This is a genomic window from Exiguobacterium oxidotolerans JCM 12280 (assembly GCF_000702625.1).
Classification (GTDB): Bacteria; Bacillota; Bacilli; order Exiguobacteriales; family Exiguobacteriaceae; genus Exiguobacterium_A; species Exiguobacterium_A oxidotolerans.
Genome location: NZ_JNIS01000001.1, coordinates 547669 through 563418, shown reverse-complemented (window position 1 = coordinate 563418; position 15750 = coordinate 547669). Strand labels below are relative to the sequence as shown.

The following is a 15750-nucleotide window of genomic DNA, read 5'->3' as shown; positions in this document are numbered from 1 at the left end:
AAAGGAGTGGACATATTGAAAATCGAACGCGTCAATGACAACACAGTCAAGTTCTTCATTACGTATACGGATATCGAACGCCGCGGCTTTGCCCGAGACGAAATTTGGTATAACCGTGAGCGTGGAGAACAGTTATTCTGGCAGATGATGGATGAAGCGAATGAAAAAGAGTCCATCTCCTTCGAAGGTCCACTATGGATACAAGTTCAAGCATTTGAAAAAGGTCTTGAAGTGACGGTTACAATCGCTAAGACAACAGTTGATGGCGAACAAGTGGACGAAGAAGAGTTGGATTCATTACTCCGTTCAGCAATGTCTGAGGCAGAAGATAAAGAAACAGAACTCAGCCAAGACGTATTATTTGAAACAACGGATTTTGAGCATGTTATAGCTCTTAGCCAATATGCAGAAGCACCGGTCTTCAAAGATTTGAAAACAGCGCTCTATCAAAAAGATGGTGCTTACTTGCTCCACGTCCATTTTAAAGAAGATGTGGAAGTAGAAGAACAAGAAAACGTGATGAGTTTGATTGCCGAGTACTTGCAATTTAGCGAACAAACGATTCATCCGGTCGCAGAGTATGGTAAAACCATCATTGCCGACGATGTTTTTGCTGTCGTCCGTAAGCACTTTACGAACTAAGTACGAATGTCACGTTAAAAGGACTGCTCCTATACAAAAGGGAGCAGTCCTTTTTTTGTTAGCATCACGTCAGCGTATATCCACCATCGACGACTAATGATTGGCCATTGATATAACTAGCTTTATCCGACAATAAAAAGCAGACGACTTCTGCGATTTCAGCCGGTTGTGCTGCGTTCCCGCGAAGGTGGTGCTTCATTGCCAAGTCAAATTTGTCTTTCCCGCCGTATAAGGAATGGCTTAATGCTGTATCGACAGGGCCGGGACAGATTGCATTAAAACGATACTTTCCATGAAACCGGGCCGCATAAGTTTTCGTAAGAGTGATAAGAGCACTTTTTGAAGACGCATAAGGTAAGAGCATCGCTGGGAATTTGACATGCCCGACGATTGCGCTATTGTTGACGATTGAAGCCCCTTTGGACAAACGTTTGACAGCGAGTTGAATGATTTGTTCCGGTGCATGATAATTGACTTGGAAGACTTCTTGTTGGGCATCTGTTACGCGTTCAGGTGCGACAGGTTTTCCGAAAGTTCCAGCATTGTTAAAAATCCCATCGATGGTTGGGAAGTCAGTCGTGGTGTCATCGAAGAACTGCTGAATCTCTGGTGGTTTAGCAAGATCGACCTGGAAAAAATGAATGTTGCCTTGTCCCTCCTGTTCGAGTACCGTTCCTTTTTCGGTATTTCTCCCTAAGGCAAGAACGGTATGCCCTTCTTTTGCAAGTTGGAGGGTAGTCGCTTCCCCGATTCCACCAGTCGCGCCCGTTACGATGTAAGTTTTCATTCGAATACTTCCCTTCTGATAATAGAGTCGAAAAACTTGATACATAGTAAAAAGAAAAAGGAGGGATTTCATGTTACGACGTGTTCAACTGCTGATGACGTTACTGTTGACCTGTAGCCTACTGGCGTTTTTGTCTTACTACTGGAGTGTCTACATGGTCGGTTGGTTATCAATCGTCATCATCTTGATTGTTTTAAGTGTCTTCATCATCATCTTACTTGAAAATCGAAATCCCGAACGGACCTTAGTCTGGGCACTTGTCATGATGGCGCTACCCGTCGTAGGCGTCTTCGTCTATTTCACGTTCGGTCAGAACTATCGCCGAAAAAAAATGTTTCGCTTAAAAGCGATGCTTGATGAAGAGTCATACATTAAATATCGTACCCAATTTGATCATGGTATACACAATCGAGTGTTCAAACATGGACATTATGCAAAGGTTGTCAAACTTATCGATTCCATCAGCCGGCTTCCAATATCGTATAATACACATACGAAGATATTGACTAACGGTGAGGAGAAATTCCCGCTCTTGCTCGCTGAAATCCGTCAAGCGGAGCACCACATTCATTTAGAGTACTATATTGTCCGAGATGATGCGTTGGCCCTCGAGTTACAAGCCGCTTTGATTGAACGTGCTAAAGCTGGGGTCGAAGTTCGTTTCTTATATGACGCAGTCGGCTGTTTCTCTACTGACAAAGGTTACTTTAAAAAGATGATTCAGGCTGGCATTGAAGTGCATGCCTTTTTCCCTGTCGTCCTTCCCTTCATCTCCAGCAAATCGAATTATCGAAACCATCGTAAAATCGTTGTTATTGATGGAACGGTCGCATTTACAGGTGGAATCAATGTCGGAAATGAATACATCGGGAAAGATAAAGCATTCGGATTTTGGCGAGATACACATCTTGTCGTTCGTGGAGAGGCTGTGTCAGAGCTTCAATTGATATTTTTACAGGATTGGTACTACATGACAGGAGAGCGCCTGTTCACACCTTTCTACATGGAGCCGCTCGAAGTGGTCACGGATGCAACAGGGGGCGTTCAAATCATCGCCAGTGGACCGGACGAACCGCAAGAGACCATGAAGTCGCTTTACTTTGCATTGATTACGGAAGCACGAAGTTCGGTCTACATTGCTTCACCGTACTTGATTCCGGACGAAGACTTGATGACAGCATTAAAAACTGCAGCGATGTCCGGAATCGATGTTCGAATTCTCTTGCCGAGTTTTCCGGATCATAAAGTTGTTTTTTATGCGAGTCGCTCGTATTTCGACGATTTACTCCAAGCAGGCGTTAAAATCTACGAATACAATAAAGGATTCATGCATTCCAAAGTCATCGTCGTCGATGATGCGATTGCAACCATCGGAACGGCGAATATGGATTTAAGAAGTTTTCATCTGAACTTTGAAGTCAATGCCTTCTTGTATGGTACAAATTCCGTTCACGAACTGACCCGGGATTTTTATGATGATTTTTCGCATTCAACTCAAGTCGATCGTCATTACTTCAGTCAGCGTAGTTTTTCGCGACGTTTGATTGAGTCAGTTTCACGTCTATTCTCACCTTTACTCTAAAGGGGTGCTGTCATGTTTGAAGCCGTTGATGGAACGGGTCGCCGAATCAACATTCAACTCGTACAAGTCGAACAATTAAAGCAAATGACGTTATATTGTCCTTATTGCCTGAACCGGTTACGGGTCAGGCAGGGACGAAAGCGAACGCATTTTGTTCATGTCTCAGCATGTACGGGGGAGTCGAGTGCACATCAAGGTTGGAAAACGACTTTAGCCGAATACTTCCGTAGCCTAGGTTATGACGTCGCTTTAGAACAAGTTCAAGGGCAACGTCGATTTGACTTGTGGATCCCTGCACTCCGGATAGCGGTAGAAATCCAACGATCGAAGATGACCGCGTTGGAGTGGAATCGACGACGAACGATTGATCAACAAAAAGCATATGCTGTGCGCTGGGTTGGCTTTCATCCAACAGGCGGATGCATCATTAAGTTAGACGGATGGATGAAACAAGCATTATTGACGGATGGTTATCTCGATTTAATCGAACAGGGAAAAATTAACCGCTATGGTTTTGCTGTCCCTTTTACGAAACACTTAGTAATTTGTCAACGACTAGAAGCTTCTTTCACACAATTTATTAGACCTACACCCCAAGCATTTCCTCGGAAATTTTCTGCAGAAAAATGGATTCAACTCGTGCGGAAATACCGACTACGTCCTTTCTTCTCGACGATGCCAAATCATCTACTCAAAAATCCGCTCTATCAAGCAGGTCTTCATGTTTTACACCTTCCAGCACACTGTTTTTTACCCATCGAAACACTTCTCGCCTTTCCACTTCATCCTTTTGAACTTCAAATGACACTTTATTTATCCTTACAAGGAAACTACTCGGAAATCCGACTTGAACATGCGTTAGTCTCTTGTTTAGACGCATGTCGGATTTCTCATGAGCCGAAGCTGCTTCGACGTGTGGTAGAGGATTGGATGAATTTATTAGCTGTCTCACGCATATGTCAGCAATCTAGTATTGGTACAACTGTAAACCGTTTTAAAGAAGACGCCGTATTAGCAGGAGCAATTCAGTTGTTTGTCGAAAAAGAAACAGGTATAAATGAAGTAAGGGAGTGATTGAAATGGCAGAACTATTGACACGAAAAGATGTCACAGTAGAAGAAACGTGGAACTTAGAATCAATCTATGAAACGAATGAAGCATGGGAAGAGGATTTTGAATCTGTCAAAGCGATGTTACCTTTGATGATTGATTACAAAGGGCGACTTGGAAAAGATGATGCGACGCTTTTTGAAGGTTTACAGTTACGTGATGAAATTTCACGACGTCTGCATAAGCTCTATACATACGCGCATATGCGTTATGACGAAAATACGGCAGATAGCTTCTATCAAGCGATGAACGACCGTGCGCGGACGCTCGCTTCGCAGATTGGGGCTGCACTGGCTTTCATGACGCCAGAACTATTAACGATTCCAGTTGAAACGATTACAGGATTTTTAGATCGTAATCCGGATCTCGCGATGTATCGTCATGCGTTTGATGAACTTAATCGAGAACGCGACCATGTATTAACTGAAGCTGAAGAAGCGATTCTTGCTAAAGCAGGGGAAGTGTTAGGGCAATCTGGAACGACGTTCGGTATGTTGAATAATGCTGACTTGAAATTCCCTAAAATCAAAGGGGAAGACGGGCAAGAGGCGGAATTGACACATGGTCGATTCATTACATTCATGGAGTCGAAAGACCGTTCTGTCCGCGAGGCAGCGTTCAAGGCGATGTACGAAACATACGGCAACTATACAAATACGCTCGCTTCGACACTTGCAGGATCAGTCAAAAAAGATAACTTTTATGCGGAAGTGCGACAGTTCAAGTCGGCGCGTGAGTCTGCATTACATGGAAATGCCATTCCGGAGCAAGTGTATGATGGATTAGTAGAAGCGGTCCATGAGCACCTCCCGTTGTTACATCGTTACGTTGAGCTTCGTAAACGTGTACTCGGATTAGAAGAGCTTCATATGTATGACATGTATACACCGCTCGTTAGCGAAGTCGAAATGAAGGTTTCTTACGATGAAGCGAAACAATTGATGGTCGATGGATTGGCACCACTTGGAGATGAGTACAAGCATATCTTAGAAGAAGGTTTGGCAGATCGATGGGTCGATGTTCGCGAGACACGTGGTAAGCGCAGTGGTGCCTATTCTTCTGGCGCATATGATACACAACCGTTTATCTTGATGAATTGGCAAGATAACGTCAACAATCTCTTTACATTGGCACATGAATTCGGACATTCTGTTCATAGTTACTATACACGTCAATCACAGCCATATGCTTATGGTGATTATTCGATTTTTGTAGCGGAAGTAGCTTCGACGACAAACGAGGCTTTGTTAAATGATTTCTTACTGAAACGTGTTACAGATAAAAAAGAGAAACTTTATTTGTTGAACAATCAATTAGAAACATTCCGTGGTACGTTGTTCCGCCAGACGATGTTCGCAGAATTTGAGCATGAAATTCACGAAGCGGCTCGACTCGGTCAATCGTTGACACCAGAATTCCTGACGAAAACGTATTATGCGTTGAACCAAAAATATTTTGGCGACGGAATCGTATTGGATGAAGAGATCGGCCTTGAGTGGGCGCGGATTCCTCACTTCTACTACAATTATTACGTCTACCAGTATGCGACAGGTATTTCAGCTGCTGCAGCATTGACGACGCAAATTTTAGAAGAAGGACAACCTGCTGTTGATCGTTACATTAATAATTTCCTTAAAGCAGGATCAAGTGATTATCCGATTGAAGTCTTAAAGGCAGCAGGTGTCGATATGACGACAAAAGCACCAGTGGAAGCAGCACTACGTCAATTTGAACGTGTGTTGGATGAATTCGAAGCATTACTCGGAGAGTGACAACTCTGTGAATTTTTGCACAAAGTGATAGAAAAAAATACGAGGATCTTATATACTAAGAATGTGAAGAGGGTCACATTCCCCTGATGATTCTCTTTTCCCCCATCCAATGGTCATGTGAATGACAAAAAAAGGTGTTTCCGCAATTGCGGAAACACCTTTTTCTTATTAATTAAGCATGTGCTGAATCTTTAACATGACGCCATACTTTACCGTCACAATAAGAAAGTGAGACACATTTTTGTTGAAGTGCAAGTTTTTTTAACTCATGTTCAATTTGCGCTTCAGATACATCGTAAATAAAAGCGATTTCTGAAGTTGTTGCTGTTTCATACCGTTTCAAGAAATGTTCGAGCGGTGGCTTTGGTTGCTTCTCAACAGGTTGATCCAATAGCTCATTTAAAATGGAGACATAAATGAGGTATTCATAAGCACCTTCAGCTTTAATGGCTTCATCATCTCCAATGAAAGCGAGAGTCGGAAGGACGCGTACGTCCCACTCTGTCACGAGCTGGGTTTCTTTTTCGAGCATGAGTTGAATCGTATTCGATTCAACATCGCGATGAAATTCTTCCAAATCGAGACCGAATTCAGTTAAGGCTTCAGCCAAGCGGATTAAAGAAGAACGTGTATAGGCACTTTCGCCTTCTACATTATGCAACATCCGAAGACGTCTCATAAAGCGCATTCCAAATGTCTTACCTTGTAGTTCGATTGCTTTTAAAATCAACAATGGCGACATATCGCACGCAGAGCGTGATGGAGCACAAGGAATTGTCGCAATCGTTCTGAGTCGGAAAAGATGACCATACTCTAACTCTAATTTCTTGAGAACGGGTATCAACCGTAAACCATCTGTTTGCGTCACATCTAGAAAATGATAAATTTCTAGGGGTTTCGTCGGTTGTTGAATTGATGGTTCGTCCAATGAACAATAAGAACCGTTACATTGATCGTGTTCCATCCGTTCACCCCCTTCTGTTGTTATCGTTACCCTATTTTAGCAACGAAAAAAAAGAAAGAGCAAAGGTTTTGCTTGTTCATTTGTACACGATTAGCGTGAAACCGCTTTACGCTCCATGAAACGGACGATTTTATTTTTCGTTTCACGACGTGGAATTTGATGTTTCTCGAGCAGTTGCGTGAAAGCAAGTTGACCTTGTTCGAAGGCTTGCACTTCGAATTCTAATTCATAGTCGGTTACACCTAAATAGTGACTTTGATCCAGTACGAGCAATCCGTCTTTCAATTTTGTTTCAAAACGAGTTGTTTCCAAGCGTCCTAAGTGTTCAAGCGATGCTGTTAAGTTGAAGCGACTCAATTGTTCATTCATCGCATCAGATTGAATCAGACCATATTTGAATAATTCCTCTGCCTCTGCTTCCGATAGAGAAACATGTGTTTCAAGTAAACCATCATCTTTCGGTTCTTTTAAGGTCAATACGAGACCCTCTTTTTTCTGACGGATGCGTAGAGCGGCGCCATGCTGACGCAATTCAAACGTAGGTGTATCAAAATAATCATTTGCTTGCCAAATCGTTTCGTCTTGTTTGCCGTAAACTTGCATCAGTTGCTTGTATTCATCTGCTGTTAACAAGTTTTTAAATTCAATTTCCATTTCTTGTCTCATTCCGGTTCACGCCTTTCTAGTTGAATGCTTGAAAATATGATAACATGAATGAAGTAGTGGAACGAATTGAACCAACAATTTAGATTAAAAGTGGTGACGAAAACGATGACAAAAGAAAATTGGGATTTATTTCTCGCGCCGTATCAAATCGCGGTTGATGAACTGAAGGTAAAGCTAAAGGCCATTCGAAAACAATTTCAACAACGTGGGGAACATTCACCGATTGAATTTGTCACGGGACGGGTAAAACCTGTGAAGAGTATTATCCAAAAAGCGGAGCGGAAATCGATTGCGATCAGTTCGTTAGAACAAGAGATGCAAGACATCGCCGGCTTACGCATTATGTGTCAATTTGTCGACGACATCATCCACGTACTAGAACTGTTACGATCACGTGGAGACTTTAAGGTGGTCGAAGAGCGAAATTATATCACACAAAAAAAAGAGAGCGGATATCGCTCCTATCATATTATTATTGCCTATCCTGTCCAAACGATTGAAGGTGAGATTCCGACGCTCGTTGAGATTCAGATTCGGACACTTGCGATGAACTTTTGGGCGACGATTGAGCACTCACTCAATTATAAATACCAAGGAAACATTCCGGAGGAGACACGCGAACGACTGCGACGTGCCGCGGAAGCCGCCTTTTTATTGGATGCGGAAATGAGTCAACTGAAAGTAGAGATTCAAGACGCACAGCTCGTCCTACATGAACGAGACGGAAAACAAACTAATAATCCAGTAAGCGAGTAGGAGGATGACCATGCGCTTTGCGATTACAGCACGAGATGATGAACGCTCGCGAACGCTACGCGATCAATTGGAACAAGAGTTGATTGCTCGGGGAAGTGTTCTTGATGCAGCGACTCCGGAAATCATCATTTCAATTGGTGGAGATGGAACGATGCTCCAGGCATTTCATTCTTATTTGAGTCAAGTCGAAGACATCACACTCGTTGGGATTCATACGGGACATCTTGGTTTTTATGCAGATTGGCGCCCGGAAGAAATGGACGAGTTGATTCGTCATATCGCAGATGAAAATTTGGCGACGGTCGAATACCCATTGCTTGAGCTGTCGATTGATTATGCGGACGGTTCACATAATAAGTTGTTGGCGCTAAACGAATGTACGATTAAAAGTTTTAATCAGACACTTGTATGTGACTTGTCGATACGTGGAGACTACTTTGAGACGTTTCGTGGGGATGGGTTGTGTATCTCGACCCCATCCGGTTCGACAGCCTACAACAAGGCGTTAGGTGGTGCAATTGTCCACCCGGCCCTCGAAGCGATTCAGATTACTGAGATGGCTTCCATCAACAATCGTGTATATCGAACAATCGGTTCCCCGATGTTGTTGCCGAAGCACCATGATGTCGAAATACGACCGGTCAATCCGATTGATTTTCAATTGACTTACGATCATTATGCTTCTATTGTTCATCAAAACGTAAAATCGATTCGCTGTCGTGTCTCCGATAAGAAAGTAAAATTTGCCCGTTTTCGTTCCTTCCCGTTTTGGGAGCGGGTCAGAGAATCATTTTTAGCAGAAGAAAGAAGTTAAGTAAAAGAGGTAAGTGATGATGGTATTTGAATTGAAAGAAACAGTGACACATGAACAGGTCGGCTGGAGTGTCGGACATTTTTGTACGACGCGCCTCCGAATTTCCCGAAAAATGCTCGTGTCGATAAAGCATCATGGTGACATTTTGCGAAACGGACAACATGTTAACGTTAACGAGAGTGTCGATCTCGACGACGAAATCCATGTCTCTTTCCCTGAGGAACACCCAGCAGAAGACATGATTGCGACACAAGGAGAGCTTGATATCTTGTTTGAAGACGAGTGGTTGTTGATTGTCAATAAGCCATCGGGGATGGCTTCGATTCCCTCGCGTCTTCACCCGGAACGTTCTTTAGCGAATTTCGTGTTGGGTTACTATAAACAACAACAGATTCCGTATGCGATTCATATCGTCAATCGATTGGACCGGGATACAAGTGGGCTTGTGATTTTTGCCAAACATGCGCTAGCTCATCATCAATTGAGTAAAATGCAGCAAAATGGACTGCTCGACCGGCGTTATGTTGCATTGATCGAAGGAGAACTCGGTCCACAAACAATCGATTTACCAATTGGTCAGACGGATCACTCTTTTATGGAACGGATGGTCCGTGAAGATGGTCAACGAGCGGTTACGCATATCTTGAAGAGTACGGCAGTCGAAGCCTTCATGCGAACGATTTCGCAGTTAGAAATCAAGTTGGAAACGGGACGGACACATCAGATTCGTGTTCATCTCGCAGCACTCGGTCATCCGCTAGTCGGAGATACGATGTATCGCGGCACACCGCTCATTCCGCGCCAGGCGCTTCATAGTGCAAGTGCACAGTTTCCTCACCCGGGGACGGGAGAAATGGTCATGTTCGAAGCGCCGTTACCGAGTGATTTGTTCTTAGAACAATAAAAAAGAGTTGATTCCTGCAACAGGGAATCAACTCTTTTTTTAATCTTCATCAAACATCGAGACACGTGACTGGGAAGCGATCGCCATAATAAGGCCAAGACCTACTAAGTTGACGATCATCGTCGATCCACCATAGCTGATGAAGGGCAGTGGGAGACCGGTGATCGGTAAAACACCCATCGTCATCCCGATGTTTTGAAAGATTTGGAACGTAAACATTGCGACGTAACCTGTCACGATATAGGTTCCAAACGGATCGGCTGTTTCAAGTGCGATTTGAATCAGACGGTAGATGAACAAAAACAGGATGACTAAGACGACGGCAGCCCCAATAAATCCGTAATGGGCAGAAATCGCAGTGAAAATGAAATCAGTATGCAATTCCGGGACGGAAACCTGGAGTTTTCCATAGCCGACACCAAACATTTGCCCGGAGCCGATCGCATTAATCGATTGGACCAATTGATAAGATAAATCGTCGGCATACTCAAATGGTTGTAACCACGCCATGATTCGGTTCATCGCGTGTCCTGGGAAGAAGGTCGCAAGTAAATCATTCTGGAAATAAAAGAGATAAAAGAAACCGACGATTGAAATTGTAAATAAAATCACCATGGTCAGGAGCCACTTCCAGTTGAGGCCGGATAAAAGCATCGCACAGGCAAGAATGACACATAAGATTAAGCCGATTCCTAAATCGGGCTGGATGATGATTAAAGCGAGTGGAAGTAATGTTACACCGACCATTTTGAGAAGAAGTAAAAAATCACGTTCATGTTGTACATACCGTGCGTTATGTTCAGAGATGACGGCGGCTAATGTAACAATCAAAAAGAACTTCATGAACTCTGCCGGTTGGACCGTTCCGATGACCGGAAGCTGATACCAACCATACGCCCCTTTAATATTTGCGACGAGCGGTGTATTACGTAAGACGACGAGACCGATCAAAGAAAGGATTCCGGCACCATATAAATACCAGTGGAATCGTTTGAGTTGTTCATAATCAATCAAGATGACGACGGATAATGCGATAAATCCGATGATATACCATTGAATCTGCTTCGCCATGAAGTTGATTTCGCTAATCGCACCTTGCAGAAAAGGTTGCGCCGTATAGATTGCGATGACACTGATGATCATCAGACAACCGAGTAAAAAGAGTAACGTGTTATCATATCGTTGTGTAAATGATTTAAAACGGTTCATTTCATCCCTACTTTCTATCTCTTTCTATATTAACGTAATTTATCAAAATCGCAATATCAAGAGGGGTGGTTGACAGAAGCGTTACGTTTTTGTAACCTAGATATAGGTGTTATTACCAGGTGCTAATTTTAGGGGGAGTTCAAATGAATATTTATCCTTCACTTGAGGGAAAGACGTATGTCGTAATGGGTGTCATCAATCAACGCTCAATCGCATGGGGAATTGCCCGAGCGCTTGACGCGGCAGGTGCAAGCCTCGCGTTTACGTATGTAGGAGAACGGTTTAAAGCACCACTCGAAAAGCTAGGAAAAGAATTATCGCGACCAGCTACTTACTATACATGTGACGTCACGAGTGATGAAGAAATCGAGCAAGTGTTCCAAAGCATCCATGCGGATCACGGACAGATTTCGGGGATTGCCCATTCGATCGCCTTTGCCGATAAAGAAGCGTTACGCGGCGAGTTTTCAGGCGTAACGCGTGATCAGTTTGCCCAAGCCCTCGATATTTCTGCTTACAGCTTAACGGCAGTCGTCAAAGCAGCGAAGGACTTTTTCACAGAAGATGCTTCAGTCATCACGTTGACATATCTCGGTGGCGAGAAGATGGTCCCGAACTATAACGTCATGGGTGTCGCGAAGGCTGCACTTGACGCAAGCGTTCGTTACCTTGCGGCTGAATACGGAAAACAAGGTGTTCGTGTCAATGCGATTTCGGCTGGTCCGGTGCGGACGGTCTCGGCAAAAGGTGTCGGCGACTTCAACTCGATTCTCGACAGCATCGAAGAGCGCGCACCACTTCACCGAAACGTTTCGACGGAACAAATTGGACAAAGCGGCTTGTTCCTGTTGTCACAAATGTCGAGTGGCGTGACAGGTGAAATTCTTCACGTCGACAGTGGTTTCCACATTCTTTAAGTGCTCAACCTATTTGCTGTAGTTCTAAACCGGGGGCAACCCTGGTTTTTTTGTTTTCTAAAAAGCTATTTTGGGAATAAGAAAAGTAGATGAGGAAAATAACGGCTACAGAAATAGGAGGGAAGACATATGTATCAAATCGATTTTACAGTCGTTCAATACGTCAATCGGCAGGTTCGCGTTGAGCCGGAACGAAAAACAGAACCGATTGCCCGAATCAATCCGATTGAGCGGATTCAGTCACATGATTATGAATTAGAAGAACAAGCGAATGCGTATGGGGTTTTACCGGAATTAAAACTTCCCGGCCGTAAGTTCGACCGGGAAGTTTAATGTTAGTGTTGTTTGAAGCGGAATGTTTCATAAACGCTCCAGGCACCATTTTCTAATTCATAGAGAAGTGCCATTTTCGTGACGTCTTCTTGAAAGCGAATATCTTCCATCTTTAGTCGTTCTAGAACGTCGAACAGTTCGACATCAGAAAGATCTTGGCCAATCGTAATATGTGGCAAAAAGTCGTACTTGGGTGTATGTTCGAGTCCATTTGAATGTAACGCACGATGCAACTGCTCCATTTCGTCCGTCGGCATGACTTTTAAGAACAAGACATTGTTTGTCGGATGGAAAGAGCGTGCCCCTTGAAGATGTAGTGCGAGTGGTTTCGTTTGTTCAGCCACTTTGTTTAATTCAGAAACAATCGATTCTAACTCACTTTCATCAACACTCACGCGTTCACGCATCGTAATATGTGGCGTGATTAAAGCATACTTTGAATCATATCGTTTTCGATACGAATTCGCGAAATCTTGTATGCGCTTCGATGGAAACAGAACTACCCCGATGTTCATCGAAAATCCCCTACTTTCCCCTAAAATGATAACGCTTTACAAAATAATCATGACGGATTATGGGCGCTATGTCAAAGATGTTTGAGAAGAGTCAGGGAATCTGTGTATACTTGTGAAGAACTTTGTCAGAGAGGTGGATTTAGTCATGAAAGAAAAAGCACATTCAAAAGAGGTCAAACAAGCAGCGATTGAAAAACTACACGAACGAGGTGTAACGATTCATGTCATTGCTGAAATCGTGTATCAGATGCAAGCACCTTATACGGACGAGTTGACACTCGAGACATGTCTCAGCTCAGTCGAACGTGTACTCGAAAAACGGGAACTCCAACATGCGATTTTAGTTGGGGCAGAACTTGATATTCTTGCGGAAAAGGGTCTGTTGTCTGAACCATTATTATCCATCATTCGAAGTGATGAAGGATTGTTTGGCGTCGATGAAACGATTGCGATTGGTGCGGTCAATACGTATGGTTCAATCGCGGTCACGACGTTCGGTTACTTAGATAAAGCCAAAATCGGTATTATCAAGGAGCTCGATACGAAAGTCGATGATGGACGTGTCAATACGTTCATGGATGACATCGTCGCGGCGATTGCAGCGAACGCATCCGGACGCCTTGCGCACCGTTTACGGGATAAAGAAGATTACTCAGCAGAAGAGCTTGAACAACGAAAGGGAACGTACTAATGAAACCAAATCAGCGGGCGTTAATCGTCTCAGGAATCGTACTCGTATTGTTTTTAACGATTGCGTTATCGATTCGCCTGACGGGTTATTTTTTGTTTGATGCCCAATTATCGAATGAAATGGCAGAACGTGTTCCAGGTAGCTACGTCTCGTGGTTCACGCGGATTGGATCAGGTGTCGGAGCTGTGACGATTACGAGCATTCTTGCAATCGTCAGTTACCTGATTTGGCGTGATAAAGTCGGTAGCATTTGGTATTTCATTGCCTGTCTCTCCGTCGGGGCGTTAAATCAAGTCGTTAAATTGATTTTCGTCAGAGAACGTCCATCATTAAATGACTTGGTAGGGGGCGTCGGCTATAGCTTTCCAAGTGGACATTCATCGATGGCATTTGCTGTTTATGGAGGATTCATCGTACTTGCTTGGCCCTTTTTAAGTCGGACGGGGCGGATTGTCGTCAGCACGATTTGTACGTTGATGTTTCTCGCAATGGGATCTTCACGGATTATTTTGAACGTTCATTATTTTTCTGATGTCCTCGGAGGCTTTTTATTCGCGGCCTTCGTCCTCAGCTTGTCATATGCTTTCGTATCACCGAGACGAAAAAAGGAGATTTACAATTAATGTTGTTACTTGATATTGACAATAGCATTTTGTTCGATGAAGCAACGATGCGGACGATGAACAAACCGACATTGCTCGTCGAGCGATTGGATGGAAACAAACAGTTCATGACGATGCGGGCGCATCTGCGCCTGAAGCGCTTAGTTGAAATCAATCAAGTGATTCCAGTGACGAATCGAACGGTGGATCAGTTTAAACATCTTGAATTATTTCAAATCGACGCAAAACCAAAGTGGGCAATTCTTGAGAGCGGGAAAATCCTGCTAAAAGAAGGGAAATCAGATAAGCGATATGAAAATTGGCTACGACAACATCAGCAACCTGCCACGATGTCGTCGATTTTAATCTATCTCGAAGAAGTAGAAGTGACGAACTGGCAAGCTTATCCGGCGATGACCTTATCGGAACGTCTGACCCGTCCCCATGAAGGGATCTCTTTCGTAGAGGATGAATCAGCGTTATTGGAAGAGCTATTTCATCGTTATCAAACATGAATCATTAAAGTAACAGAAAAAGCATCCGACGTCGTGACGTCGGATGCTTTTTCTCTTACTTTTACGGGTATTCAATTTGGTCGAACCAATAGACACCGATAGTAGCGGCACCTGCATGTGACAAAATAGATGGACCAAATTGAGTGATTTCGATTGAAATATCAGATAGCTTAGCTTGAATCAGATCACGGAGTTGTTCAGCTTCTTCTAACGCCAATGTATGTCCGACGTAGAGTCTTTGCTGGTGTAGACCAGAAGCCTGGACTTTTGTCACGACCTCTGTAGCCATTTCCTGAAAAGCTTTTTTCATGGAGCGGACCTTTTTAAAGGGAACGAGTTTCCCAAGTTCATTGAACGTAACGATCGGCTTGATGTTCAGCATGTTCGCAAGTAAAAATTGACTACTTGAAACGCGACCCCCACGCCGCATTGTCTCCATATTCCCAATGATCAAATAAAAGTGAGAGCCGTGTTTGAATTTTTCGAGAACGGTCATCACGTTTTCAGGGCGCATTCCAGAAGTTGCGAGCTCAATCGAAATCTTAATCATTTCTTGTTGGTTGGTCGCCCCTGTATAAGAATCAATGGCATACAAGGGGAAGCCAACAGCCTCTGCAGCTGCGACTGAGCTTGCATATGTTCCGCTTAAGCCACTCGTGATATGAATGGCATACCCGTAATCATATCCCTCGCTCTTTAAGCGCTCATACAACTCGACTAACTCTCCGAAGGAAGGCTGAGAAGTCGTAGGGACGGCAGAAGAATGTTGTTTCATTTTTTCATCAAGTTGTTCAATTGAAATGTCGACATACTCACGGTACGATTCACCGTTAATGATGAGTTGAGTCGGCACCACATGGACTCCGATCTGTTCTGCTTCCCCCTCTCGGAAAAAAGCCATGCTATCGGTGATCCAAGCAATCTTATCCATTAAAACGACGCCTCCAGTAGAATTCCATTTTTCTTATCAT

General features: G+C 43.6%; 18 protein-coding genes. 12 read left to right on the top strand and 6 right to left on the bottom strand.

Going from position 1 to position 15750, the window contains the following annotated elements:
* Window positions 1–15 precede the first annotated feature (15 nt).
* Complete coding sequence (mecA, locus tag P403_RS0102980) at window positions 16–642, top strand: adaptor protein MecA (protein ID WP_029330995.1); 627 nt, start codon at window positions 16–18, stop codon at window positions 640–642.
* 64 nt (window positions 643–706) lie between these two features.
* On the opposite strand, the gene P403_RS0102975 is transcribed toward mecA, so the two are convergent.
* Window positions 707–1429, bottom strand: a complete 723-nt coding sequence (locus P403_RS0102975; protein WP_029330994.1) for an SDR family NAD(P)-dependent oxidoreductase — start codon at window positions 1427–1429, stop codon at window positions 707–709.
* A gap of 70 nt (window positions 1430–1499) precedes the next feature.
* Here P403_RS0102975 and cls point away from each other — a divergent pair, with 70 nt between their 5' ends.
* From cls to pepF, 3 genes are read left to right on the top strand one after another with little or no spacing between them, the layout of a single operon-like run.
* Window positions 1500–3011, top strand: coding sequence for a cardiolipin synthase (cls, locus tag P403_RS0102970; protein WP_029330993.1), 1512 nt, complete (start codon window positions 1500–1502; stop codon window positions 3009–3011).
* A gap of 12 nt (window positions 3012–3023) precedes the next feature.
* Entirely contained in the window at window positions 3024–4085 is a 1062-nt protein-coding gene (locus P403_RS0102965; protein WP_029330992.1) for a competence protein CoiA family protein, read from the top strand.
* A gap of 5 nt (window positions 4086–4090) precedes the next feature.
* On the top strand, window positions 4091–5893 hold the full coding sequence (pepF, locus tag P403_RS0102960; RefSeq protein WP_029330991.1) for an oligoendopeptidase F: 1803 nt from the start codon (window positions 4091–4093) through the stop codon (window positions 5891–5893).
* Window positions 5894–6065: 172 nt separating this feature from the next.
* Here the strand turns inward: pepF and P403_RS0102955 are convergent, their stop codons facing one another.
* Both P403_RS0102955 and P403_RS0102950 read right to left on the bottom strand, forming a co-directional pair.
* Window positions 6066–6857 carry a DsbA family protein gene (locus tag P403_RS0102955; RefSeq protein ID WP_029330990.1) on the bottom strand — a complete coding sequence of 264 codons (792 nt, stop codon included), beginning with the start codon at window positions 6855–6857 and terminating at the stop codon, window positions 6066–6068.
* 90 nt (window positions 6858–6947) lie between these two features.
* Window positions 6948–7523: a CYTH domain-containing protein gene (locus P403_RS0102950; RefSeq protein ID WP_029330989.1), complete on the bottom strand. Its 576-nt coding sequence runs from the start codon at window positions 7521–7523 to the stop codon at window positions 6948–6950.
* Window positions 7524–7628: 105 nt separating this feature from the next.
* On the opposite strand from P403_RS0102950, the gene yjbM reads away from it, so the two are divergent.
* From yjbM to P403_RS0102935, 3 genes are read left to right on the top strand one after another with little or no spacing between them, the layout of a single operon-like run.
* The gene (gene yjbM / locus P403_RS0102945; RefSeq protein ID WP_029330988.1) at window positions 7629–8279 is read left to right on the top strand and encodes a GTP diphosphokinase; all 651 of its coding nucleotides are present in this window, start codon (window positions 7629–7631) and stop codon (window positions 8277–8279) included.
* 10 nt (window positions 8280–8289) lie between these two features.
* The gene (locus P403_RS0102940) at window positions 8290–9093 is read left to right on the top strand and encodes an NAD kinase (RefSeq protein ID WP_029330987.1); all 804 of its coding nucleotides are present in this window, start codon (window positions 8290–8292) and stop codon (window positions 9091–9093) included.
* Between the two features lie 16 nt (window positions 9094–9109).
* Window positions 9110–9997, top strand: a complete 888-nt coding sequence (locus P403_RS0102935; RefSeq protein ID WP_029330986.1) for an RluA family pseudouridine synthase — start codon at window positions 9110–9112, stop codon at window positions 9995–9997.
* Between the two features lie 39 nt (window positions 9998–10036).
* Here P403_RS0102935 and P403_RS0102930 read toward each other — a convergent pair whose 3' ends face one another.
* Window positions 10037–11206 carry an FtsW/RodA/SpoVE family cell cycle protein gene (locus tag P403_RS0102930; protein ID WP_029330985.1) on the bottom strand — a complete coding sequence of 390 codons (1170 nt, stop codon included), beginning with the start codon at window positions 11204–11206 and terminating at the stop codon, window positions 10037–10039.
* Window positions 11207–11349: 143 nt separating this feature from the next.
* Here P403_RS0102930 and fabI point away from each other — a divergent pair, with 143 nt between their 5' ends.
* Window positions 11350–12123 (top strand): enoyl-ACP reductase FabI, encoded by a 774-nt coding sequence (fabI, locus tag P403_RS0102925; protein WP_029330984.1) that lies wholly within the window; start codon window positions 11350–11352, stop codon window positions 12121–12123.
* A gap of 129 nt (window positions 12124–12252) precedes the next feature.
* Complete coding sequence (locus P403_RS0102920; protein ID WP_029330983.1) at window positions 12253–12456, top strand: hypothetical protein; 204 nt, start codon at window positions 12253–12255, stop codon at window positions 12454–12456.
* 2 nt (window positions 12457–12458) lie between these two features.
* On the opposite strand, the gene P403_RS0102915 is transcribed toward P403_RS0102920, so the two are convergent.
* Window positions 12459–12971 (bottom strand): YjcG family protein, encoded by a 513-nt coding sequence (locus P403_RS0102915; RefSeq protein WP_029330982.1) that lies wholly within the window; start codon window positions 12969–12971, stop codon window positions 12459–12461.
* Between the two features lie 145 nt (window positions 12972–13116).
* On the opposite strand from P403_RS0102915, the gene P403_RS0102910 reads away from it, so the two are divergent.
* The 3 genes from P403_RS0102910 to P403_RS0102900 are packed head-to-tail and all read left to right on the top strand — an operon-like array spanning window position 13117 to window position 14779.
* Complete coding sequence (locus tag P403_RS0102910) at window positions 13117–13662, top strand: phosphatidylglycerophosphatase A family protein (protein WP_029330981.1); 546 nt, start codon at window positions 13117–13119, stop codon at window positions 13660–13662.
* Window positions 13662–14285, top strand: a complete 624-nt coding sequence (locus P403_RS16260; RefSeq protein ID WP_051667292.1) for a phosphatase PAP2 family protein — start codon at window positions 13662–13664, stop codon at window positions 14283–14285. The genes P403_RS0102910 and P403_RS16260 overlap by 1 nt, the downstream gene beginning before the upstream one ends.
* Window positions 14285–14779, top strand: a complete 495-nt coding sequence (locus P403_RS0102900; RefSeq protein WP_029330979.1) for a hypothetical protein — start codon at window positions 14285–14287, stop codon at window positions 14777–14779. The genes P403_RS16260 and P403_RS0102900 overlap by 1 nt, the downstream gene beginning before the upstream one ends.
* A 61-nt stretch (window positions 14780–14840) precedes the next feature.
* Here the strand turns inward: P403_RS0102900 and P403_RS0102895 are convergent, their stop codons facing one another.
* Window positions 14841–15710: a DegV family protein gene (locus P403_RS0102895; protein ID WP_029330978.1), complete on the bottom strand. Its 870-nt coding sequence runs from the start codon at window positions 15708–15710 to the stop codon at window positions 14841–14843.
* Between the last annotated feature and the right edge of the window lie 40 nt (window positions 15711–15750).